21 protein-coding genes are annotated in these 22,796 nt (G+C 42.2%); 9 read left to right on the top strand and 12 right to left on the bottom strand.

The genetic code is table 11. The features are described from left to right. Nucleotides 1–104 precede the first annotated feature (104 nt). Nucleotides 105–3,053 (bottom strand): acyl-CoA dehydrogenase, encoded by a 2,949-nt coding sequence (locus JMY09_RS10730; protein ID WP_201623585.1) that lies wholly within the window; start codon nt 3,051–3,053, stop codon nt 105–107. Nucleotides 3,054–3,410: 357 nt separating this feature from the next. Continuing rightward, entirely contained in the window at nt 3,411–4,094 is a 684-nt protein-coding gene (gene radC / locus JMY09_RS10725) for a RadC family protein (protein WP_201623584.1), read from the bottom strand. 153 nt (nt 4,095–4,247) lie between these two features. Here radC and coaBC point away from each other — a divergent pair, with 153 nt between their 5' ends. Beyond that, nucleotides 4,248–5,636, top strand: coding sequence for a bifunctional phosphopantothenoylcysteine decarboxylase/phosphopantothenate--cysteine ligase CoaBC (gene coaBC, locus JMY09_RS10720; RefSeq protein ID WP_201623583.1), 1,389 nt, complete (start codon nt 4,248–4,250; stop codon nt 5,634–5,636). Between the two features lie 252 nt (nt 5,637–5,888). Here coaBC and JMY09_RS10715 read toward each other — a convergent pair whose 3' ends face one another. The 3 genes from JMY09_RS10715 to JMY09_RS10705 form a co-directional block, all read right to left on the bottom strand. Continuing rightward, entirely contained in the window at nt 5,889–6,095 is a 207-nt protein-coding gene (locus tag JMY09_RS10715) for a DUF2905 domain-containing protein (protein ID WP_201623582.1), read from the bottom strand. A gap of 49 nt (nt 6,096–6,144) precedes the next feature. Further along, a complete protein-coding gene (locus tag JMY09_RS10710) occupies nt 6,145–7,062 on the bottom strand; it encodes a histone deacetylase family protein (protein WP_201623581.1) in 918 nt (305 codons plus the stop codon). A gap of 267 nt (nt 7,063–7,329) precedes the next feature. Further along, nucleotides 7,330–8,403, bottom strand: coding sequence for a hypothetical protein (locus tag JMY09_RS10705; RefSeq protein ID WP_227677289.1), 1,074 nt, complete (start codon nt 8,401–8,403; stop codon nt 7,330–7,332). A 122-nt stretch (nt 8,404–8,525) separates the two neighbouring features. Here JMY09_RS10705 and ccmA point away from each other — a divergent pair, with 122 nt between their 5' ends. From ccmA to ccmE, 5 genes are all read left to right on the top strand, one after another. Further along, a complete protein-coding gene (gene ccmA / locus JMY09_RS10700; protein ID WP_227677288.1) occupies nt 8,526–9,170 on the top strand; it encodes a heme ABC exporter ATP-binding protein CcmA in 645 nt (214 codons plus the stop codon). A gap of 154 nt (nt 9,171–9,324) precedes the next feature. Continuing rightward, nucleotides 9,325–9,981 carry a heme exporter protein CcmB gene (locus tag JMY09_RS10695; RefSeq protein WP_201623604.1) on the top strand — a complete coding sequence of 219 codons (657 nt, stop codon included), beginning with the start codon at nt 9,325–9,327 and terminating at the stop codon, nt 9,979–9,981. Between the two features lie 213 nt (nt 9,982–10,194). Further along, nucleotides 10,195–10,983: a heme ABC transporter permease gene (locus JMY09_RS10690; RefSeq protein ID WP_201623580.1), complete on the top strand. Its 789-nt coding sequence runs from the start codon at nt 10,195–10,197 to the stop codon at nt 10,981–10,983. A 70-nt stretch (nt 10,984–11,053) separates the two neighbouring features. Next, a complete protein-coding gene (gene ccmD / locus JMY09_RS10685; protein WP_201623579.1) occupies nt 11,054–11,269 on the top strand; it encodes a heme exporter protein CcmD in 216 nt (71 codons plus the stop codon). A 172-nt stretch (nt 11,270–11,441) separates the two neighbouring features. Continuing rightward, entirely contained in the window at nt 11,442–11,942 is a 501-nt protein-coding gene (ccmE, locus tag JMY09_RS10680) for a cytochrome c maturation protein CcmE (protein ID WP_201623578.1), read from the top strand. Nucleotides 11,943–12,107: 165 nt separating this feature from the next. On the opposite strand, the gene JMY09_RS10675 is transcribed toward ccmE, so the two are convergent. From JMY09_RS10675 to JMY09_RS10645, 7 genes are all read right to left on the bottom strand, one after another. Next, entirely contained in the window at nt 12,108–12,956 is an 849-nt protein-coding gene (locus tag JMY09_RS10675) for an aldo/keto reductase (protein WP_201623577.1), read from the bottom strand. 456 nt (nt 12,957–13,412) lie between these two features. Continuing rightward, entirely contained in the window at nt 13,413–14,384 is a 972-nt protein-coding gene (locus JMY09_RS10670) for a MetQ/NlpA family ABC transporter substrate-binding protein (RefSeq protein WP_201623576.1), read from the bottom strand. A gap of 272 nt (nt 14,385–14,656) precedes the next feature. Beyond that, nucleotides 14,657–15,343, bottom strand: a complete 687-nt coding sequence (locus JMY09_RS10665; protein ID WP_201623575.1) for a methionine ABC transporter permease — start codon at nt 15,341–15,343, stop codon at nt 14,657–14,659. A gap of 19 nt (nt 15,344–15,362) precedes the next feature. After that, nucleotides 15,363–16,133 (bottom strand): methionine ABC transporter ATP-binding protein, encoded by a 771-nt coding sequence (locus JMY09_RS10660; protein WP_201623574.1) that lies wholly within the window; start codon nt 16,131–16,133, stop codon nt 15,363–15,365. Between the two features lie 176 nt (nt 16,134–16,309). Next, the gene (locus JMY09_RS10655; RefSeq protein ID WP_201623573.1) at nt 16,310–18,352 is read right to left on the bottom strand and encodes a sensor histidine kinase; all 2,043 of its coding nucleotides are present in this window, start codon (nt 18,350–18,352) and stop codon (nt 16,310–16,312) included. 90 nt (nt 18,353–18,442) lie between these two features. Beyond that, nucleotides 18,443–19,165 (bottom strand): response regulator transcription factor, encoded by a 723-nt coding sequence (locus JMY09_RS10650; protein WP_201623572.1) that lies wholly within the window; start codon nt 19,163–19,165, stop codon nt 18,443–18,445. 309 nt (nt 19,166–19,474) lie between these two features. Beyond that, the gene (locus JMY09_RS10645; RefSeq protein WP_227677287.1) at nt 19,475–20,572 is read right to left on the bottom strand and encodes an efflux RND transporter periplasmic adaptor subunit; all 1,098 of its coding nucleotides are present in this window, start codon (nt 20,570–20,572) and stop codon (nt 19,475–19,477) included. A 470-nt stretch (nt 20,573–21,042) separates the two neighbouring features. Here JMY09_RS10645 and pilG point away from each other — a divergent pair, with 470 nt between their 5' ends. The 3 genes from pilG (at nt 21,043) to JMY09_RS10630 (ending at nt 22,449) form a co-directional block, all read left to right on the top strand. After that, nucleotides 21,043–21,420: a twitching motility response regulator PilG gene (pilG, locus tag JMY09_RS10640; protein ID WP_201623570.1), complete on the top strand. Its 378-nt coding sequence runs from the start codon at nt 21,043–21,045 to the stop codon at nt 21,418–21,420. Nucleotides 21,421–21,552: 132 nt separating this feature from the next. Beyond that, nucleotides 21,553–21,915, top strand: coding sequence for a response regulator (locus tag JMY09_RS10635; protein ID WP_201623569.1), 363 nt, complete (start codon nt 21,553–21,555; stop codon nt 21,913–21,915). Between the two features lie 3 nt (nt 21,916–21,918). Then, nucleotides 21,919–22,449 (top strand): chemotaxis protein CheW, encoded by a 531-nt coding sequence (locus tag JMY09_RS10630; protein WP_201623568.1) that lies wholly within the window; start codon nt 21,919–21,921, stop codon nt 22,447–22,449. The last annotated feature ends 347 nt before the right edge of the window (nt 22,450–22,796 follow it).

Here is a 22,796-nt window from a genome sequence, read left to right as displayed (position 1 = left end):
TATAAAAAAAGCAAGATTGTCGATAGCCGACAATCTTGCTTTTTACTGCTCTTTAATGGTTTTGCCATTTTTAACCGTTATCTAGCCATGGCTGTTAACTGTACCTAAGCTTGGTGATCTTCCTCGCGGCGCAAACCATCATGCCATTTTTCATTGGTTGCAGCGTCGGTGTTGCTATTATTGCTCGGTATTTGAGCAGAGGTAGGGTGTTCACTGTGGTTATAACTCATGCGCTCGCTCAGTATTGATTCTGCATCACGAGTACGATGATGAAACGCTTCATTTTTAGGCTGATTAGTGCTGAAATCAGCTTGCTGAGTCACTTCTTTAACCGTACTTTGCTCGCCGACCATTTTTACATCGCCATCAGTCTCATAGCCATGATCTGGATTGGCGTCACCTGTCTGCTGTTGTATAGGCGCAGCCGCATTATTAGTAGAGCTGCCTGCGGTAGTCGTTGGCTGCGCTTGACCAGCTAGCGTAGTATTTTGCACAGCGGCATTAGTTTTTGGATGAACATTGTTTTTAAGTTGAGTTCTGTTCTTAAGTTCAGCGTAGTCAGTAAGCCTATCTACAGCGTTCTCTAAGCTATGTGGATTAAAGCGTTCTAATACTTGATCTAAATGTTCATCGAACACGTCAGTTAATAGCGAATCAAAGCGTAAAGCGTTATAACTAATGAGCTGCTCAGCCTCAGTTTCAGTGATCTCGCCACTTTGGCTGGCATGTACTACATGATCTTCAAAAGTTAAGCCCTCAAAGCTGCCTTTATGTTCAGATTTTTTGAACTTCTGCCATAAAGGTTCCATTGCCAACAGAGTCTGATAAGCGTGCTCCATGCGTCCGGTAACATCATCAGGCTCAGTATTGTAATAGACCATAGTTTTTAGGTAATCACGGAATGGATTTTCTGCAAAGTCATCCATAAAAGTATCGCCAAGCTGACATTTTAGCTCATCACTGGCTGGGGTAAAGATACGACCACTAGGAAAAGTGACAAAGCTGACTAGGGTAGCTGCTATGCGATTAGGGAAGTTAGCAAACAAAGCCATAAAAGCTTCTTGAATAGTATATAAGCTGTGCTGTAGGGCGACCTCAGCATGTAAACGTTCGGCTTTAGACTTACTGCCATGCTGATAGAACTGCAAAATAGCGGTGGCAATAAATAAATGTCCATGAATATCCGCTAAACGACCAGAGAGCATCTCTTTACGCTTAAGATCCCCTGCCAATAAACCTAAGGCCATATCAGCAGTTAGTGCAAAGCTAGCACTTAAGCGGTTGATATGCTTATAGTAGGGGCGAGTAAAGCCGTCGGCAAAGCTAGGATAATCATTGCTGCCTCCGACATAACCAGCAATAAAGGCTCTAGCGCCACGATTAAAAGTGTAGCCTAAATGTTTAAAGAATAAAGTATCGAATTCTTTTACCGCGCTGCTCTTATCTTCGCTTTGCAGCAGTTGCAGCTCGTCAAATAGATAAGGATGACAGCGCATAGCACCTTGACCAAATATCATCAATGAGCGCGTAAGAATATTGGCGCCTTCAACGGTAATAGATACGGGAATTGCTTGATAAGGAACTGCTAAGAAATTGCGTGGCCCCATCTGAATAGCGCGACCACCGACTACATCCATACCATCATTGACCAAATCACGCATAGTCTCAGTAGCATAGTATTTGGCCATAGCAGTCATCACTGAAGGGGTGCCGCCTTGGTTCAATCCACAAGTAACTAAGTGGCGAAAAGCTTCTAGCATATAAGTCTGACTGGCAATGCGACTAGTAGCATCTTGCACCCCTTCAAACTTACCTACTGAAATCTTAAACTGCTCACGAACTTTGGCAAAGGCCCCGACTGATAGATAAGTCATTTCGCTCGCTGAAGTGGATAGAGCGGGTAGAGAGATACCACGACCGACACCAAGACACTCCATCAGCATCCGCCAACCGCGACCGGCGTTCTCAACACCACCGATGATATAATCTAGTGGTATAAATACATCTGTACCATCGACTATACCATTCATAAAAGGTGAGCCACTAGGGCTATGGCGTGGTCCAGTGATTACCCCTTCGTGGTTAGCTGGGACTAGAGCACAAGTAATACCATAATCAGTTTTATTGATATCTCCTAACAGCGCTTCAGGGTCATACATCTTAAAGGCAAGACCGACTACAGTAGCGATAGGCGCTAAGGTGATCCAGCGTTTCGAAAAATTCATCCGTAGTCCGAGTACTTCCTCACCTTCGTGCATCCCATAACAGACCACACCAGTATCAGGAATGGCACCAGCGTCAGATCCGGCTTCTGGTCCTGTAAGACCAAAACAAGGGACTTCATCACCTATCGCTAATCCCGGTAACCAGCGCTGCTTTTGCGCCTCAGTACCATAGTGCATCAACAGCTCGCCAGGCCCTAAAGAGTTGGGAACCATACAAGTGACGGCAGCAGTTGGCGAGCGTGAGGCAATCTTACTCATCACTCGGCTCTGGGCATAAGAAGTAAAGGCTAGACCACCATATTCTTTAGGAATAATCAAACCTAAGAAGCCGTTGGCTTTTATAAACTGCCAAGCTTCTTGCGATAGCTCTTTATCTTGGTGTTGGATTTGCCACTCATCGAGCATAGTGCATAAAGTTTCCACTTCATTATCGAGGAAGCTTTGCTCTTCTTCTGAGAGTTGCGGGTAAGGATACGCAGCAAAAGTATTCCAGTCGGGCGCACCCATAAATAGCTCTTTTTCCCACCAGCTAGTACCCGCATCGAGGGCTTCGCGTTCAGTATCACTCATACTCGGCATCGCATTGCCTAAGGCCTTGTATACTGGCTTAGTGAGCAAAGATTGGCGCAGAGGTGTGATCAATAGAACTATACACAATAGCGCAATAGGGATCCCTAATATTAGCGACCATGGACTAATAATGGCGGCGATTACTACTGTGACTAGCGCTACGATACTGCCAGTGACTCTGGATAGTGACAGCAAAAAGATGGCCAAAACGACGGCTAACTGGATGATTACTGCCAAAATAAATAAGCCAATCGCCATGACGATCTCCTTAGCAAAACTTAGTTAGTTATGAATGTTAAATGAGTTATTTATAGTGGTTTATTTATAATGATTTATTAGCTTATAAAGCCCGCTAATAGCTATTGGCTGATCAATAGCTGACTATAGACTAATGGCTATCAAAATAATACTTTACTAAGACAAAATACTGATAAATATGTCTACTACTATGAAACTAGTTGAGCTAACTAGCAATAGTGAAAATGCTACCCTGTGTCGAAAATGTGTATCAACTCTACTAGCTATATTATAACTACAATACCTATCTGACTTTATTATTTGTCTTCATCAGCAGTTGCTCATTATTAGTAGTCAATACAGCTGGGTCAATGCATATTAATCAAAAGGTGGCAAGCTGCTCTCGGCATAAGATAAAGTATTATTACGTCCAACAATAATATGGTCAATCAATGATAAATCGATTAGATCACAAGCTTTTTTCAATTCGTGAGTTAATAAGTTGTCAGCAATGGAGGGCTGAGCATTAGTATGAGGGTGATTATGAGCGATAATCAGCTGACTGGCAGCATGATTCAGAGCATGGCGCAATACATGTTTGATACAGACTGAGCAGGAGGATAGGCCGCCAGTAAATAGAATCTCAAAGTTCAGTAAATTCAAGGTATTATCTAAACATAATACTGCAAATACTTCACGAGACTCACTACGCAATTGAGTGCTAATATAGTCTTTGACTGCTGATGAACGTCCAAGGGCTTGACCGGTCTTGAGCTGACTATCGAGATAACGAGTACCCATCTCAAGCGAAGCTAACATTTGCGCATATTTAGCAGGACCAATGCCATGACAGGCGAGCACACTTTCTTTGGGCGCTGCTAATAGCTCAGCTAAAGTGCCAAACTGTTGGATCAAATGGCGGGCTAATTCGATAGCGGATTGCGCTTGAGTGCCAGTACGCAAAAATATAGCTAGTATTTCCGCATCAGTAAGATGAGGCGCCCCAAATTTTAATAGCTTTTCACGTGGTCGATCATCCTCATGCCAGTCTTTGATGGCCATTATCATCCCTTAGTTATAGAAAAAATGCACCGTCTTAGTAGATAAATGCGTAAAACCTTACCTAACTTATCTCATAATTGTTACTATAAGCGCAATTTTATCTTTCCCTCTTTTTTCTATTACTCTTCTATTAATTATAGTTATGTCACGCTTATGAAAAACATTGTGCTCGCTATCACAGGCGGTATTGCCGCTTATAAATCTGCTATCTTTGCTCGCCTTTTGATTAAGGCCGGGTTTGAGGTGCGCGTCATTATGACTACTGGTGCGCAGGCTTTTATCACCCCGCTAACTTTGCAAGCTTTGACTGGCAACGAAGTCCACACTTCTTTGTTGGACGAGCAAGCGGAAGCAGGTATGGGACATATCGAACTGGCTAAGTGGGCAGACTTAATTATCATAGCGCCAGCTTCGGCCAACACTTTAGCGCGTTTAGCGATGGGCATGGCAGATGATTTGCTAACCACCGTCTGTCTAGCGACCACCGCCCCAGTGATTATTGCTCCAGCGATGAACCAGCAGATGTGGGCGCATCCAGCGGTTAATCTAAACGTGCAGACGCTACGTGATATGAACTATTACCTTATCGATCCGGCTAGTGGTGAGCAGGCGTGTGGTGACGTAGGAGCAGGGCGCTTACCTGAGCCTGAACAGCTACTGGACGCAGTACGTTTGTTTTGCGCGCAGCAAACCACCGCCCAGTTACTGGCAGACAAAACAGTAGTGATTACCGCAGGGCCTACTGTCGAAGCTATCGATCCAGTGCGCTATTTATCTAATCATTCTTCTGGAAAGATGGGCTTTGCATTAGCCCGTGCTTGTGTTGAGGCAGGAGCACAAGTGATCTTAATTGTTGGTGGTAAAGTGGCTCTACCGACCCCGCTGGGCGTTACGCGTATCGATGTATTGTCCGCCGAAGATATGCTTATTGCTGCGCAGCAATGTGTCGATGGCAGCCATGTGTCTATGCAGGCTATGGATACTATCAGCTCTCATAATAGTGATAGCCATGAGCATTCTCACCAACATGACCATTTTCACCAAGACGGTAGCTGCGATTGCCATCATGAGCATGAGTACGAGCAGTCAGATACCCATACTCCAGTAGCCACTGAACTGCAAAGCTTAGCTGCTGATATTTTTATCTCCACAGCAGCTGTTGCTGATTACCGTACTGAAGAAGCCGCCCCGCAAAAAATCAAAAAGACCCAACAGTCTATGAGTCTAAATTTGGTCAAAAACCCTGATATTTTAGCGACTATCTCTTTGGCACATCCACAACTATTTGTAGTGGGCTTTGCCGCTGAAACGCAAGATGTTGAGCGTTATGCTCGTGGTAAGTTGGTGGCTAAAGATTTGGATCTAATCGCTTGTAATGATGTGTCGCGCAAAGATATTGGTTTTGCTAGTGATGACAATGCTATGCAAGTATTTTTTGCTAAGCGCTATGAGCATGAGGCAGTAACCCTTGAAAAAGCTAGCAAAGATAAAATAGCGCAGCAATTGGCTACTATTATTGGCGAGACCCTACATCAACGTTAAATCAATTAAGCGGCTAATAATAGGGCTGACAGTGCTAACACTGAAAAGGCATTATTGATGTTTATATTTGCATTTTCCTGTTTATCACGGGGTATTAGCGAGCTGGCAGGGAATAACAGCGTTGTTATAGTAAGAGGATACTTATGATGCCATGCAAGCGTTGTTTAGCTTGCATGGCATTGTTGAAATCTTAGCCAGTAGTGGCATGGCAATTAGTAATCACCGTATAGAGTGGACTCTACGGCTAGTAATTTACCGTTTAAACAAATTTAACAGTATGCTGGCAACTATACTTATCACTATCATAGTGACGATTGGGAAATAAACCCTAGTATTGCCTGATTTGTATTTAATATCTCCTGGCATATTGCCTAACCACGAAAATGCGCTGGGAAATACTAGCCAAATGCAGCCTATAACTAACAATAAAACACCTAGGGCAATCAATATTTTTGCCATATAGAAACCCTCTCATTAAGTTATAAAACTATTAATATTTCGAGACGCCCTAATCGGCAGCCTCACCAAAATAAAGGCGCTGGGCAATACGAAAAGTATTGCAATGCGCTTCAACCACATCTTCAATATTCTCTGAATAGCCGCCACCCATGACGATAGCTACTGGAATATTAGCGGCTTTTGCTTGGCGTAACACATACTCATCACGTGCCATACAGCCTTGTTGGGTTAATCCTAGCTTACCCAATTTATCAGTAGCTAACACATCGACCGCAGACTGATAAAAAATAATATCCGGTGCGACGTCTTTTATCAAGCGTGGCAAAGTCTCTGCTAAAATTTCCAAATATTCTTCATCACCAGTATCATTTTCCAGCTCAATATCTAGATCAGATATCTGCTTACGAAATGGATAATTTTTGGCACCATGAATACTAAAGATGAACACCCGCGGCTCGTTGGCCATAATACTGGCATTGCCGTTACCTTGATGGACATCCAAATCTACTACTAGTATTTTTTGTGCCTGCCCGCGATTCAATAATAAATTGCTGGCGATACAGACATCGTTGAACACACAAAATCCTTCACCATGATCAGCAAAAGCATGATGAGTACCGCCTGCGACATTCATGGCTACCCCATATTGTTGGGCATATAAGGCACATTCATAAGTTGCATGAGCAATATATCGTCCACGATCTACTAAGCTGGGGGTCATCTCAAAGCCAATCGGTCGCGCTTCTTTTGTACTCAAGGTTTGGGTTTTTAGTTTGTACCAATATTCAGCAGTATGAGTCGTTAAAATCTCCTCTTCGGACAAGCGTTTGGGGGCGAAGAAGTTAGCGCTAGTGATGGTTCCTTCCGCTAGCAGCCGCTCTGGAATCATAGTGTACTTTTGCATCGGAAAACGATGCTTTTCAGGTACTGCATAACGAAAAACGTCAGAGTAGGCAATTTTTAACATAATTTTGGTCTGTCATTTTAAGAGCGCTGGCTAATAATGGGCTCTAGGAAGAAATTTATTTTAATACCAGTTCACTAGCCAGATAAAGTAACTAGCAAGCTAAAGCGCCCTTATCCGGCGCTTATTGTTTTTTAGTATAACTAAAAAAATATTTGCGCCTAAGCTTGTTTACTACCGCTCAAATGCTCTGGGGCGATACTGAGTATAATGGCATGGCTTACGGCGAAAATAGCTTTTTAGCTAATCGATAAAGCTTTAACCGTAGTGTCAGCTGTAAAAACTAAAACTGTCTTTAATGGTCGGTTGATTATAAAAGGCTTGTAGCATTTCTCTAATATGGGCACTGACCCAAGGACTATTGATAGCGTCTTGTGCTAACGGAAGCAGGGCAGTGCTCAATTGTGTCACTGCTAGCTCATCGACATTTAAACTATTCGCTAAGCTGGCAAAAGTATCAGCTTGATGGTTGCCATACCAAGTCGCGACTCCAGCACTGATTAGACTACGCAAATAAGGTGAGACTCTTAAGCGCTCATAGCTCTGCTGGACACTAGCTTCAATATGATGAATGCTTCCAGTGTCAGGATCGGCGTTCAAATATGTCTGAATATGGCTGACTGGTTGATCCTTGATACGCGCCCATCCGCTAGTCAACAGACGAGCTACCTCTTGATTGGACAGATGTTGTTGAGCGTTGACTTCTGCACGGCGAGCTAAATCTTTGATATTACGATTGAGATAAGTTTGCAGCTTTTCATCCAAACTACGATTGGTGGCTTTTTCAAAAGAGCTGCGGCCCATTTTCATCAATTTACCAACGCCACCCGCTTTTTCCAAAGTACTTTCCATAAAGTCATTGATAGCATGATAGAGCGTTTGGGTCAGTAAATCAGCAAAGGTATCGTTCCCTATCAAGGTATGGATGAGCATAGTGCGCTGCTGTTCATGACTACCAATATAATTAGCCAAGGTATCGATTTGGCTATCTTCAATCAGCTCAGACAACGGCACAGTATCATTAGCTGGATGATAAATAACTTGCTGCAAAATATCACGAATATCAGCACGCATAACTACACTCATTGATTGGCCCAATAGCCAGTCGTTGATTAAGTGTTGTATATCCTCGCAATGCAGATAATGACTGATTGGTTGCTCACCAAGCCACTGCCAAGCTTGTAGTGCTAAAGGCTGAGCTTGTTGATGTAACCAGTGCTGCATAAAGGCTACTTGCGCTTCAATGAGCTGATCGGTATTTAAGGGCTTTACAGAAGCAGCCGTCATAGAGTCTTGGCTGTCTTTTAGGGTCAGGTCTTGAGTATCTTTTAAGGTCATAGTCATCGACAATTTGTTATACTGTATGTGATAGTGAGCATAGCCTATTATGCCATCAAGATAGTATCTTTTTATGGTGAATATTTATTGCTCGCTCAAGTAAAATATAAGAGGTTTAGATAACTGTAATGTCTCTATCTGCAATGGTCATTAGTGCGCCATCCATACTACAGTTTGAGCAGTTGACCGTTCAGCGTGGGGAAATCCCTTTGTGTGAGCAAGTCAAATTATGCTTAACGACTGGTAATATCTGTCATTTAATCGGTGCAAATGGTACGGGTAAAACGACCTTGCTGATGCAGCTGGCAGGCCTATTGCCAGTATTAATAGGCAAGGTCAGTTATCTAGGATTAGCAGGACTACCAGTGCAGCCTTTATACGTTTCGCACCAGTTGGGTATCAACTCAAGCTTGACCGTGGCACAAAACTTGACGTTCTTGCTGAATTTATATGGTATCAGCCCTAGCAATGCTGATATTGACGAGGCTCTAGCTTGGGTCGGGCTACAAGGCTTTGAAACTATTAGTTCAAGCCATTTGTCAGCCGGTCAAACCCGGCGCATTACTCTAGCTCGATTGTATCTATTGACTCCAGCAATCACCCCCTTATGGTTGCTCGATGAACCTTTTACGGCGCTTGATGTCGATATGGTGATCCGAATGGAGTCTCGGCTACGTGAGTTTGCCGATGCAGGCGGAGCGATACTGATGACTAGCCATCAACCTGTAGGCGTGGCAAACCAAGTACTTGATTTGACAGAGTACATGGCATGATTAGGGTGAACAGTAGCAGTCCCAAGGATAAACTATGATAGATAGCCGACTAGCAGAGAGCTCAACTGCTGATAATAGAATAACTGTGCTCAATATCGATAATATGACTGAGCTAAAAGCGGTGCAGGGTATTGAGCCGCGTAGCATTAGCTTTATGCAGCTTTGGCGTCGCGAATGGCAAGTCAAGCAGCAAGGTGCAGTGCAGTGGCTTTATCCTTTAGTACTGTTTTTGGTCATTGTTACTTTGTTTCCATTAGCAGTAGGTAGTGAGCCTGAACTACTGAAACGTCTAGCAGTGTCAGCGGTGTGGATTGCCGCCCTACTATCATTGGTGATGGGCGTTGATGGTTTGTTTAAGCCGGCGCTCGATAACGGTACTTTGGCGCAGTTAGTAGTAGCTAAAGCATCGCTGCCATTGTGGGTACTCATTCGTCTAACTATTCATTGGCTATTTAGTAGCGGTATTGTGGCGTTACTGAGCTTGCTGGCAGTGCCATTGTTTCAGCTGAGTTGGTTTGAAGCGGGTATTTTGATGCTGTCTATTATAGCGGGTAGCCCTATGCTGTTGATGCTCTCAGCAGTAGCCAGTAGCTTGACCTTATCGCTAAAAAATGGGGCAGTACTAGTGCCCTTGATCGCCTTACCCATGCAGCTACCAGTACTGATTTTCGCTACTGGGGCAGTAGATTTATTTGCCACTGGTCTTAATGGATTGCCTATTTTAGCTTTGCTATTAGCCGGTAGTATTATCTCAGTATTAGTAATGCCTTGGGTTATAGCGCTGACCCTAAAAATGTCATGGCTTAATTAAGGCCTGTGTATTTGTTTAACACCCTGTCACTTAGCGGAAGCATTAACATCATGGTGCAAAGCGCCAAGTTTGTTATAATGAGTGGTTAGATCATTAGGTATATATTCTGTCAGTATTTAACGCCGGCAGGTTAAGTCGATATTAGTATTAGCCGCTTAGATGGCAACTTACGATATCCTTTTTAATCACACGCTGTGCAATAGGTCCATCCTCATGCCCAACCTGAATAATAGCTCAACCCCCAGCCTATGGCAGCGCATTTGGCAAGGTTTCTTGACCACTGTAGGTACTAAGCAATTTTTCCATATGTTCGCTCCTTGGGTCAAATGGCTCGCTATTTTAGCGGCTATCTGCCTAACTATTGGTAGCATTTGGGGTTTGGCTTTTGCGCCACCTGATTATTTGCAGGGTAATAGCTATCGGATTATTTTTATCCATGTGCCAGCGGCTAGCATCGCCATCTCTATCTATTTTGCCCTAGCAGTACTAGGAGTCATCTATTTAGTTTGGAAGATAAAGACTGCTAACTTAGTAGCGCAAGCATTAGCGCCTATTGGCTTTTTACTATGCGTCATTAGTCTGTTTACGGGTTCTATTTGGGCTAAGCCAACTTGGGGTACCTATTGGGTTTGGGATGCTCGTCTGACTTCTATGCTGATTTTGGCATTTTTATATGCTGGAGTGATGGCGCTGTTTGCCGCCTTTGAGCATACCGCTAACCGTGGTAAAGCGGCGGCTATACTGTCCATCGTCGGAGCGGTGAATCTACCTATTATCAAATACTCGGTTGAGTGGTGGAACACTCTACACCAAGGCGCGACTTTTACTTTGACCGAAGCGCCAAAGATGTCTGCAGATATGTGGATGCCGTTATTGTTGATGATTATTGGTAGCTATTTGCTAGTAGCGACTTTAGTAATTTATCGGACTAATACTTTGATTCTCTATCGCGATCAAGGTAAAGCTTGGGTAAAAGAGTATATCCGTAAGCAGAATAAATAAGCTTCTATAGCATCATTGCCAGGGTTATTATCGCCTAGCGTCTAAAAGAATAAAGTTTTAGGAGTATAATATGCAACCCTATTTTTATAGCTTATCTGAGTTTTTTGCTATGGGTAAGCATGGTGTTTTTGTTTGGTCATGTTGGGCGATCACCTTTGGCATGATGTTTATTTTCATCATCTATAGTCGTCGACAAAGACAAGCACTTATCAAGCAGCTTACGATTCAGCAAGCAAGGCAAGCGCAGCGTAGCACTACTACTACTACTAAGCCCTCAAATTATTGATTTTATTGTTGATTAAGAGTTTTTTAGTAGAGTAGTAGTATTTGTAAGAGGTTGTTGATTTATAGCAAAAAAGTTACCATATAGCTATCATAAAGGCGTGCTTAGCACTATAACGACTAGTAACGCCTAAGATATTTTCTGTGCAGTAGTCACGCATTAATGAGGTAGTAGTATGAACGCAGTTCGACGCAAAAAACTCATGTGGGTTTTCTTTACACTGGCTGGTGCAGCCGTGGTAGTAGTACTCGTATTGTATGCTATTGGACAGCAAACTGATTACTATTTTGATCCTACAGCTATTGCCCAAGGTGACGCACCACAAGATAAGCGTATTCGTGCTGGTGGTATGGTAGTAGCAGGTAGTGTGCAGCGTGCCGCAGATAATCCACTTAATGTAGAGTTTGCTATTACCGACTTTAAATCAACAGTGCCCGTTACTTATCAAGGTATTTTACCGGATTTATTTGCTGAAAATTCTGGAGTAGTGGCTACAGGTAAAATGCAAGGTGATACTTTTGTGGCAGGTGAAGTGTTGGCTAAGCATGATGAGAACTATATGCCACCAGAAGTCGCCAAATCATTAAAAGAGAATAATCGCCAAACCACTATTGCTGCCTCTGAGCAGTACAATCCTGCCGAGCCAGTTCATGAGAGTAAGACGCTAGTACAATAATGCTTAGTGGCTCAATAGTTAAGCTATTTAAACCACTTAAGCTAAGTTAGCTGTTAGTCTAAGCCGCAAAAAAGCCACTAATAATATTATCAGTGGCTTTTTTATCAGCTAAATTTTATCAAAATATTTACAGTACTAAACTTTGACAGCAGCAGGCTGTTACGATCAATCATCCCATTCAGGAGTATAGTCTGGGTGCTCAATCTTGCGCCCATCACTACGCGCAAGGCTATCGATTTGCTGCAATTCATCTGCACTAAGCTGTACCTTGATGGCGTCTAAATTGCCTTGTAGATGCTCAGGATTAGCGGTCTTTGGAATAGCTACTCGGTGTTTATCTGACAAGATCCAAGCCAAAGATATCTGTGCTGGAGTAACATTATGAGTATCAGCAATACTTTTTATCACTTCATTATCAAAAACATCACCACGTGCCAACGGCGAATAGGCTTCTAACAAAATGTGATGATTGGCTAAAAAGGTCTGCAGAGTATGTTGTTTAATAAACGGATGAAATTCGACTTGGTTGACCACAATTGGCACATCAGCGTATTTTTGAGCTTCGAGTAAATGAGCAATGTTAAAGTTGGAAACCCCAATATTACGAGTTAATCCTTGTTTTTGTAACTCGCACAACATTGGAATAGTTTCAGACAAAGGCACTCGATCATCAGGCCAATGCAACAGTAATAAATCCAGATAATCAGTATCGAGATTCTCTAATGAGCGTTTAGCTGCTGCTAATAACTTCTCTGGCTGAAACTTTAAATCATCAGGAAATATTTTAGTAGTCAAAAAGAATTTATCACGGCCAACGCCTGATTGCTTGATACCTTGACCAACTTCTTTCTCATTACCATAAGCTTGAGCTGTATCGATATGCTCATAGCCCATTTGCAAGGCTTTACTCACCACTTCAATGCAGTCAGCTCCTGTTGATTGCCAAGTGCCTAGGCCTAATACTGGAATTTTTGCTTGACCTGCGGTGCGCATGTTATAGGTTTTAGAGCTCATTTTATTATCCTTATGATTTTGTAAAGCTAACCTTGTTATAAAGCCGGCGCTGGATCGAAATAGTTGCAGCTGCGAATTCACGACTAGCTTTAATTTAGGCTATGGTTAGGCGGAGCATTCTTTATAATAAAAATGCGACTGACCTACTATAAGAAAAATTGCTATAAAACTAAAGAGCTAGTGATACTTCCCTACAAAGGTCAAACAAGGCGTTAACGTCATTTGCCAATAATAGATAGGGTTTAGCAAAGGATTGCACTAGTATTAAGCACAGCACAAAAAAACGCCCACTAGCAATAGGTAGTGGGCGTTTTAGTAACGGTTAGCTGTAAGGATACTGTTATAAAGATACTTTTTATAAAAGCAATTGTTATAAAAGCATTTACTATAAAAATATTGACTTCATTACTCAAATTACAGCTGCTAAAAGCTCAGGCATTATAATGTAAGGTTGTTTTACTTAGCTGCTGCAGCGGCAACTTCACCAGTAGCAGGGGCCTTGGCAGCAGTAGGCGCAACTGCAGTCTCGTTACCCATCCAGATTTTAGGGTATTTGTAGCCTGGGAAAGTATCATGAGCATACTTTTTAAAGCTATCAGAGTTATAAGCTTCTGTGACATCTTTAACCCATTTTTTCGAAACATCTGCTGTTTTGATTGCTGACCAGTTCACATAGGCGAAGCTTGGCTCTTGATATAAAGCTTCAGTCAATTTGATGCCAGAGTCAGTAGCATAGTTACCATTAATAATAGCAAAATCAACTTCATCACGAGCACGTGGTAGCTGAGCGGCTTCTAACTCAACGATTTTGATTTCGTACTTGCTGTTATCAGCAATGTCAGACTTTGCCGCTTTTAAAGGATCGATATTATCCTTTAGAGTGATCCAGCCTAGCTCATTCATCATCACTAAGGCACGTGCAAAGTTACTTGGGTCATTAGGTGCAGAGACACTCATGCCTTTGTAGACTTCTTCGATTTTGGTTTTTTTACCAGAATAGACGCCAAGAGGAGCAGTAGGGACTTGGAATAACTCTATCAAATCAAGCTTGTTCTCAGCTTTAAAAGTATCTAAATAAGGCTTGTGTTGGAAAATGTTGATATCTAAATCGCCATCAGCCAAAGCTAAGTTAGGACGCACATAATCAGTAAAAGTAATCAGTTCGACTTCATAGCCTTTTGCTTCGAGTGAGCCTTTGACTTGGTTACGAACCATATCAGCAAAATCACCTTCAGTAGTACCGATAATTATTTTTTTGTGGTCAGGATCTACGTCGCTAGTAGCGGCTACTGTAGTTTCACTTTCAGTAACGGGTGCTTTAGTAGTTTCTGGTGCTGATGAGTTATTACAACCAACAAGTACTAAACCTGATACGCCAACAGTTGCTAGAGCAGTGGCCACCTGACGGCTAATATCTATTAATTTCATGGGTGTTCCTTAATAAGAAAATAGAGTAAATATAACAAAGTTTTGATCAAGACTAATAATGCATAAACAGGCCTTACTTAAAATACATATAAGTTAGCCATTAAAAAAGCAACATTATGACCATAATCATGAGCCATAATGCCGCTATATAACAAAATATTTGAAGAATAACAAAGTTATGCCTAGTCTGCCATAAATTAAGGCTTTTTGCTTAGTATTAATCGGCAATAGCTGTTAAGGATTATGCATTAGTAGCGAAACACTAGCGCAAGTTAACGTTTATCCAAACGAGTGGCTAGCCAATTACCGAAGGCTTGAATAGAGATGACCATCACCGACAACATGATGACGATAAATACCATCACCTCAGTCTGATAACGGTAATAGCCATAGCGAATAGCTAAGTCACCAAGACCGCCACCACCGATCATGCCTGCCGCTGCTGAGTAAGACAGCAGACTAATACACAGAATAGTGACCGACAGCACTAGTCCTGAGCGTGCCTCATTGAGGAGTACTTTGATAATAGTGAAGGGGCGTGCACCCATCGACTCTGTGGCTTCGATAATACCACGCGGGACTTCACGTAAATTCTGCTCAACCAAACGTGCAAAGTAGAATGAGCCCGCAATAGCTAGTACTAAGGAGGCGGCAAAAGGACCAATACCTGTACCGACGATGACCTTAGTAAAAGGACTCATAGCAATCATCAAAATCACGAACGGAAAAGCACGCATAAAGTTGGTAATGCCGCCCAGTATTCCGTATAGCGCTTTATTCTGTAAAAACTGCTTATCGCTAGATAAGAATAAGAATATGCCAAATAAACCACCGATAATGATCGCAGCAGTAGTGGAGATACCCAGCATAATAAAAGTATCAAGGGTTGCTTGCCAAATCTCTTTGCGCAAGGTCAACAGTTTCTCTATCGAGGCGGATAGTTCAGCGCCAGTTAACATCGTTATTTCTCCTGGCTCATTAGTCCTCAACGACTAGGGCTTTTCCGATTGGGGTAGTGGCTTGAATTAGGCCATCGTGAATAGGGGCAACTTCCAGTAACTGTCCTTGATGAAGCAAAGCTGCACGATGACACAAGCGCCGAATAACGCTCATCTCATGAGTGACGATAACTATAGTGACGCCCAACTGCTCATTGATATCACGCAAGCAAGTGAGCAAACTACGAGTAGTCGCTGGATCAAGAGCACTAGTAGGCTCATCAGCTAGCAATACTTTGGGACTCGGAGCGATAGCGCGAGCAATACCAACACGCTGCATTTGACCACCCGACAATTGAGCTGGGAAGTGACCGGCCCGATCGATTAGATCAACAATCTCTAAGCACTGCATCACTCGTTTATTGATATCTCGACTAGGATAGCCTGAGACCGTGAGATTAAAAGCCACGTTATCATATACCGTACGATTGGACATCAAGTTGAACTGCTGAAAGATCATGCCTATATTATGCCGAGCAATACGCAAATCACTAGCAGACAATTGAGTCAAGTCGACACCGTCGATAATCACTTCACCACTGTCAGGACGCTCAAGCATATTTATTAAACGCAATAAGGTTGACTTACCAGCACCTGAATAACCCATCAAGCCAAAAATTTCACCTTGCTTTATAGCTAGCGACGTAGGTTCAACAGCAGTAAACCAATGCGCTTTGCCATCGGCACCCTTTATGGAGCGATCACTCATAAAGCTTTTAGTCACATCATTTAGGACGATCATGTCACTCATTTCAGGCTCAAAATTCAGTAGATTTTTGGACAGTTATTGATCGTGCAGTGAACCTAAGCTAAGTTTCAGCTAACCGCTCACCAGCCACGCTCAATAACGAGATAATAGGGGGCAATAATATAGCATATTATGTAGGGTTTTGGATATGATGATTGTTGACTGGCAGTAGGGATAGATTAGCCTGTTAGGTTATGGCTATCATGGTCGTTATAATTGTAATCAGGATCATGGTGCACCGGTAATACTACCAAAAACCGTGTGTAGCCATTGATAGTGTCAGTCGTAATGCGGCCTTGATGGGCGGTGACGATTTGTGAGACTAATGACAATCCCAGTCCCGACCCTTTTTTCTTTTGTTGTAATCGTACAAAAGGGCTAAAGATTTCTTCGCGTTTAGCTTCAGGAATTCCTTGACCTTCGTCAATTACTGCCAGCACTACATATTTAGGCAATGGGCGCATAGGCTCAGCTTTGGATTTTTTTAAGTGCTTTTTAAACAAGCTTTCTTTACGAGGAGCGTTAGCAGTGTCTTCTGATGCTTTGCTAGTTTCAGCTTTATCTGCTTTCACTAGCGCCTTATCATTATTTTGATTAGGCTTATTACTGTCATTTGAGCTGGTATTTTTGATGATAGGTTCATCGTCATAGATCACAGTGTCTGTCAATGTTGACGGCGACCCTGTTGATCGAGATGTTAAAGCTGCTTGCGTACTAGCATCAGTACTATAGTCAAGAGCATCAGAGTGATCGCTGTTGTCAATAATATCAATACCGTCTATCAAGGTCTCGCCATTGCAATAAATAATAGGTGCCGGTAGTGTATCTATGCCTGTAGTAGACTCGAGGGATTCAGCTTTAAGCTTATCACGGTTATCTTTAGCTTTTTGATTATTGCTACGAGACCCATCAGTAGCAACATTATTAGCTTGTTCATATTGACTAGGTTTTGACGACTCAGCCTCAGTGAATGAGTCATCATAATGGCTATAAGCTGAATTATTATAATCAAGCAAACTGTTAGACAATAAAGACTGCATCAAGTAATCAGGGACAGTATCGGCTTTATCGATACTTTGTACCCCATATAATAAGACAGTGACTGGTGGCTCGCCATGCAGCATAGCATTAGTCAATAAGTTACGAATGAGGTGAGTCAGCATAGCCGGTTGACCATCAATGACGATATGCTCACCAATCAAAGTACTCTCAGAGAAATGTTGGCGCTCTTGATTGACTAAGTCATATAAGTCTAAGGTCTCTATTTGTTGCATCACATGACCCGCATCTAAACGGCTGACCAGCAAGATACTCTCGACCAAATCGTTTAGACCCGACAAGTCACGATTGATGGCTTGAGCGCGTTTATCAAACTTTGCTTTATTATCGCTGGGTAGCGGCTCAGTAAGCATATCCATCATTTCGATTTGCAAGCGGATACGAGTAATAGGGGTACGCAGCTCGTGTGAGGCATGGGCTAATAATAAGTTATTAGCATTGATTAGATGCTCAATCTTTTGCGCTGCTTGGTTAAAGCCACGTGCTAGTAGGGCAATCTCATCATTACCACGAGCATTCACTCTGACGCTAAAGTCGCCATCACCCAACTGTCCCATTTGCTGACTCATCTGGTTGATACGCCAAGTCATCGAGCGGGCAATCCACCACAGCGCACCCGACATGATCAATAGCAGTAATAAGGTGCCAGTGAATAAATTTAGTGCAGCAGACAACACAGGCTTTTTGGGCGGCAAGCGCGATTCGTATAGCAAAGTGTAGCCAGTACTACTATAAACCTGAGCTTGTTGGGTCGGCGGAGTATCTACAATAGAAGGGAATACGCGAGATAATAAAGAGGGCGTTGCTGGCAGCTCTAATGGCAAATCGCTATTATCAGTCTGCATCAACAACTTACCTTGATTGTCATACAAGCCCATTTTGGCTTGTAGCGACTCATCAAAGATATCGAAGCTTTTTTTTACTACTGCCAACATAAAGCGTGCTTGCAGTCTATTTTCTTTACTAACTGAGACATTGAGCTCTTGTAAAAAAGGGTCTATTTGTCCCAAAATTTGAGTCGCTAATACTTCAGAGCGAATACTAGCATCTTTGTCATGTACCAATTGAGTTAGCAATACCATTGCTACGGCAAATAAGATAAGTGCCAGCATGACGCTGGCAAATAGTCTGGCAAAAACAGAGTAAAACCCTAATTGCTGCATTAAATAGTCTCTATTATCATAAGCTCAGATCAATTTTTAGTACTTAATAACCCTCATTATAGCGGTTATTAAGCGCCAGTTTAATATTTATTAAACTTGATCAGTAGCGAATTGATAACCAACACCACGTACAGTAATAATGCGTTTTGGCTGGCGTGGATTATCTTCAATCAGCGCACGCAGGCGTGAGATGTGTACATCAATAGCGCGATCTATATTGTCTGAGCTATCATCATTAGGCATCGCTTGCCATAACTGTTCACGATTAAGTACTTTGCCAGAATGCGTGGCAAAATAATGTAACAACTGAAACTGATGGGTAGTTAGGCGTACTGGCTGCTCATCGATAGTGACTTCATGACTATCAGGATAGACACTCAAACGACCAAAAGTTAAGCTGTCTGACTGGCTTTCTGCTTGATTAGGCTGCTCGTGACGGCGGATAACAGCACGAATACGGGCTAGCAGTTCACGTGGCTCAAAAGGCTTAGAAATATAGTCATCAGCACCCATCTCTAGCCCTAGGACGCGATCGGTAGTATCGCCTTTGGCCGTTAGCATGATGATAGGTACTTTATTAGTCATATTGTTCTTATTGCCACGAACCTTCTGACAAACTTGCATACCATCCATATCTGGTAACATCAAATCTAAAACCACTAGATCTATATCACGCTCTTTGGTATCCAAGATATCTAAACCTTCTTGACCAAGACCAGCATGATGAACGTCATAGTAATTCATAGTTAAGTAATCGCTGATCAATTCAGCTAAATCTGGATCATCTTCGATCAATAATATCTGCTTGCTCATAAGGGGTCCTCTAATGTAGTGAGTAATAGTATAAGTATTAACGGTATCGTCTATAAAAATAATTAATGAGTCAACTGGCTATGGTTATATTTTTTGCTTTTTTAACGTAGCTTTTTTGTCTATCTGGCTGTTGATACAGCCGTAGGCTTTGATCCCACAGTCAGAGTTACTGCTATCTTGCCGAATTAACACCTCAGCAAACAAGACTTGGTTTGTTACTAATTCTACGCCATGTTACAGCTGCTGCTATTAAGCACTATAGCTTGAGGATTAATAGTGCTACTTTTATTGGTAATAATAGACTGAGCGTTAAGAAATAATGACTTTTTTACCAGCAGATTTCAGCGGTAGTTCTGCTAAGCAGATCAGGCTATCGTTATTAATACCAGCGATCAGATAGCGATCAGCAATAGGGTCATATTCGATAACTTCTACTGGTTGACGAGTGAGGCGTTGGTCTTGTTGAATAATCCAAACGTTGGCTGTCAAAGGCATAATAGGTCGATAAGGGGCGACTTTTAGCACTGACAAATCGACATCATGAATAGCGCTTTCAGGAACGATAGTCCCAACCTCTATCTGTCCATAGTCTACCCGACCATTCACTGCCACATTAGGTTTGAGCTTGCCACGGCTGGCTTCATTATCGATGATATGCACATAAACTTTCAGTTTATCAGGGCTATCACTGGCTAGCAGTTCACTGACTTGTCCAGTGAATTTATCATTCATACCTTTTCTGGTGAAATTGACGTTTTGACCTACAGAGAGTTGCGACTGCGCTTGCATAGGCACGGTTGCGATGAACTGTAGATTATTGTCATCCCCTAAACGCAGCAACGGGGTATTAGCCGCTATTTGCTGCGCTGCTGCTATATTGAGTCGATCTACCCGACCAGTAATAGGCGCTTTGACAGTTATCAGCTCTATGGTAGTCGCTTTAGAGGAAGGGGGCTGACCGACTTTTATTCTATCAGTCCCTTCATTAGTACTTGCATCAGTACTTGCATAAGTACCTTCATCGGTAACCTCATCATTTTGAGCCGATTGTTTAAGTGCTTGGCGCTGTACTACGAATAGGGGCGTTCCCGCTTCCACCCATTGACCTTCAGTCACTAATACTTGTTGCACTATTAGCGCTTGGGCTGACTTAAGACGAGCTTGTCTTATAGGTTCGATATCGCCTTGCAAGCCTAAACTTGGTTGATAGCGTGAAGGTTTGATACTTAAAATATGATTTTGACTCATAGTCACCGTCTCAGCATCAGCGACGATAGGCGAGTTTTCACTGTTAGGAGCAGGAGCAGAAACTTCATCAGTAGCTGGCTGACAGCCGACAATAAATAGCGTGCTTAATAGCAGCAGGCTATTTTTGCGATACGGTGATGTTTTTTTACTAGCTAGCATACTAACTCTCATCTTCACTACTACTGTTGTCATAAAGGTTATTTAATTATATAGACAAAGCGCAAGGGGGGAAACCAAACTGTCTACTTCAACTTGCAATTAAATATTATTAGTTGATGTCAGCACTGCCCAAAGTAGCAATAATCTGTCACTAGCAATCGCCACTTCCAGTAAGCCGACTGGTCAAATATTAAGGGGCTAATTTTATAAACAATTTGAATATTAAGATAATGTGAATGATCAGTTTAGAATTTCTCTTAAAATTATAGATCAATTAAGTGTTATAGTTGTTTTTTAATTAGCAGACTATAGTCTATTAATAATATAGTAATCGATAATGATGTTAGTAATAATAACGGCTCTAAATAGGCTTCGATAGTAGAAAAATAGTATTATTAACCAAATGAAGCCATTTTTATAGCCAATAAAGATACTATTAAAAACCAGCTATTGTTCATAGGATAAAGATAATGGAAAATAATTTTGAAGGTTTAAAGGTGATGGTTATTGACGATTCAAAAACCATCCGCCGTACTGCTGAAACCTTGCTACAAAAAGCGGGCTGTGAAGTGGTGACGGCTGTTGATGGTTTTGATGCCTTAGCAAAGATTGTAGATAATAATCCAGACATTATTTTTATCGACATCATGATGCCACGTCTTGATGGCTACCAAACTTGCGCCGTTATTAAGAACAACCCTGATTACGCCAGCAAGCCAGTCATTATGCTGTCTTCTAAAGATGGCTTATTCGATAAAGCTCGTGGACGTATTGTTGGTTCTGATGAGTATTTAACTAAACCTTTTAGTAGAGATGAGCTGTTTGAGGCGATCAATCATTACTGTTAATAGTTAACGGTTCGCTTCTTCTAGCATCAAGGTTACCAGCTTCAATACCCCGTTAATATTGACAGCTACTAAATACCTTGGGCGGTTCAATTATATATCTTCAAGGATATTATCGACAATTAAGGAATTCCCATGACAACAGTTCTAGTCATCGACGACTCGCCATCTGAAATAGCAAAATTTCGTGACATGCTTGGCAAAAACAGCTATCAAGTCTTGGAGGCAGTTAATGGTGAGCAAGGTTACCAAATGGCTACTGAGCATTTGCCCGACGTTATCTTGATGGATGTGGTGATGCCAGAGATGAATGGCTTCCAAGCTACTCGTAAAATCACCCATGACAAAACCACAGCCCATATTCCGGTGGTGATGATCAGTACCAAAAATCAAGAGACTGACCAAGTTTGGGGTAAACGTCAAGGCGCAAAAGAGTATTTGACTAAGCCTATCGATGAATCTGAATTGATGCGGATTATGCGTATGGTAATGGAGTAAAGGGTGGCTTCTAGAGGGTTCATTGAACTACTGCGTCTAGCAGATTTAGCTCAAGCACGTCTTAGTGGCCGTCAAAGCGGACAAGATTATGACTGGCGAGGGGTGGTATTTGAGCTTGGTGGTCAGCGCTTAGTTGCCCCTATAGGAGAGGTGTCGGAGGTGCTTACAATGCCTGAGTACACTCGTATGCCGCTCGCGCAACCTTGGTTATTAGGTGTTGCTAATGTTCGTGGACGCTTGTTGCCACTGACTGACTTATGCAAATTATTATCAGTGCCCAGTCAGTTGCCAAAAATGAACCAACGTAAAGTGATCGTCATCGATCATCATAGCTTATTCTCCGGATTGATCGTCGATCGAGTGTTGGGTATTGAGCAGTTTACTCGTCAACAGTACTGTGCTGAGCCTATAGATATTCATTCGCCATTTGCTCTTTATAATCATGGCAAGTTTCTAAAAGACCAACAGGATTGGTTTATTTTTATGCCAAGTTTATTAGCACAAGACCCACGCTATAGTGATGCGGCAATATAAAGGAATAACCACAATGAATGATATGACGAAAAGCGCTGTACTTAGGGTTAATAAACCTGTGCTTGCTACTGAAGAAAACGATAATAAATGGAAATTTTTATTAGGGTTTTTTGCCTTAGTGAGTGGGGCTTGCTTACTATGGATGATCCATTCTCTAAATTCAGTAAGCCAGTATTTAAGTAATTTTAATCAAGCAGTCTTACTACCGTCAGTAGTGTTTTTATTAGGCTTGCTGTGCGCGGTATATGCTTTAGCTCAACTATTCAAACAGCGGGGTAGTAGTGAGCGGGATTTGATTGAAAAAGAAACCTTACGTCGTCGTCAAGAGGCCGAAATAGAGTCGGAAC

Source organism: Psychrobacter urativorans (assembly GCF_904846695.1).
Classification (GTDB): domain Bacteria; phylum Pseudomonadota; class Gammaproteobacteria; order Pseudomonadales; family Moraxellaceae; genus Psychrobacter; species Psychrobacter urativorans.
Note: the sequence above shows the minus strand (reverse complement) of the source record. Positions and strands in the feature narration are given on the sequence as shown.

What these genes read in the sequence shown, in the direction of transcription:
- JMY09_RS10730 (WP_201623585.1), bottom strand. Translation starts at nt 3,053, where the DNA reads ATGGCGATTGGCTTATTTATTTTGGCAGTAATCATCCAGTTAGCCGTC.
- radC (WP_201623584.1), bottom strand. Translation starts at nt 4,094, where the DNA reads ATGGCCATCAAAGACTGGCATGAGGATGATCGACCACGTGAAAAGCTA.
- coaBC (WP_201623583.1), top strand. Translation starts at nt 4,248, where the DNA reads ATGAAAAACATTGTGCTCGCTATCACAGGCGGTATTGCCGCTTATAAA.
- JMY09_RS10715 (WP_201623582.1), bottom strand. Translation starts at nt 6,095, where the DNA reads ATGGCAAAAATATTGATTGCCCTAGGTGTTTTATTGTTAGTTATAGGC.
- JMY09_RS10710 (WP_201623581.1), bottom strand. Translation starts at nt 7,062, where the DNA reads ATGTTAAAAATTGCCTACTCTGACGTTTTTCGTTATGCAGTACCTGAA.
- JMY09_RS10705 (WP_227677289.1), bottom strand. Translation starts at nt 8,403, where the DNA reads ATGACTATGACCTTAAAAGATACTCAAGACCTGACCCTAAAAGACAGC.
- ccmA (WP_227677288.1), top strand. Translation starts at nt 8,526, where the DNA reads ATGTCTCTATCTGCAATGGTCATTAGTGCGCCATCCATACTACAGTTT.
- JMY09_RS10695 (WP_201623604.1), top strand. Translation starts at nt 9,325, where the DNA reads ATGCAGCTTTGGCGTCGCGAATGGCAAGTCAAGCAGCAAGGTGCAGTG.
- JMY09_RS10690 (WP_201623580.1), top strand. Translation starts at nt 10,195, where the DNA reads ATGCCCAACCTGAATAATAGCTCAACCCCCAGCCTATGGCAGCGCATT.
- ccmD (WP_201623579.1), top strand. Translation starts at nt 11,054, where the DNA reads ATGCAACCCTATTTTTATAGCTTATCTGAGTTTTTTGCTATGGGTAAG.
- ccmE (WP_201623578.1), top strand. Translation starts at nt 11,442, where the DNA reads ATGAACGCAGTTCGACGCAAAAAACTCATGTGGGTTTTCTTTACACTG.
- JMY09_RS10675 (WP_201623577.1), bottom strand. Translation starts at nt 12,956, where the DNA reads ATGAGCTCTAAAACCTATAACATGCGCACCGCAGGTCAAGCAAAAATT.
- JMY09_RS10670 (WP_201623576.1), bottom strand. Translation starts at nt 14,384, where the DNA reads ATGAAATTAATAGATATTAGCCGTCAGGTGGCCACTGCTCTAGCAACT.
- JMY09_RS10665 (WP_201623575.1), bottom strand. Translation starts at nt 15,343, where the DNA reads ATGTTAACTGGCGCTGAACTATCCGCCTCGATAGAGAAACTGTTGACC.
- JMY09_RS10660 (WP_201623574.1), bottom strand. Translation starts at nt 16,133, where the DNA reads ATGAGTGACATGATCGTCCTAAATGATGTGACTAAAAGCTTTATGAGT.
- JMY09_RS10655 (WP_201623573.1), bottom strand. Translation starts at nt 18,352, where the DNA reads ATGCAGCAATTAGGGTTTTACTCTGTTTTTGCCAGACTATTTGCCAGC.
- JMY09_RS10650 (WP_201623572.1), bottom strand. Translation starts at nt 19,165, where the DNA reads ATGAGCAAGCAGATATTATTGATCGAAGATGATCCAGATTTAGCTGAA.
- JMY09_RS10645 (WP_227677287.1), bottom strand. Translation starts at nt 20,572, where the DNA reads ATGCTAGCTAGTAAAAAAACATCACCGTATCGCAAAAATAGCCTGCTG.
- pilG (WP_201623570.1), top strand. Translation starts at nt 21,043, where the DNA reads ATGGAAAATAATTTTGAAGGTTTAAAGGTGATGGTTATTGACGATTCA.
- JMY09_RS10635 (WP_201623569.1), top strand. Translation starts at nt 21,553, where the DNA reads ATGACAACAGTTCTAGTCATCGACGACTCGCCATCTGAAATAGCAAAA.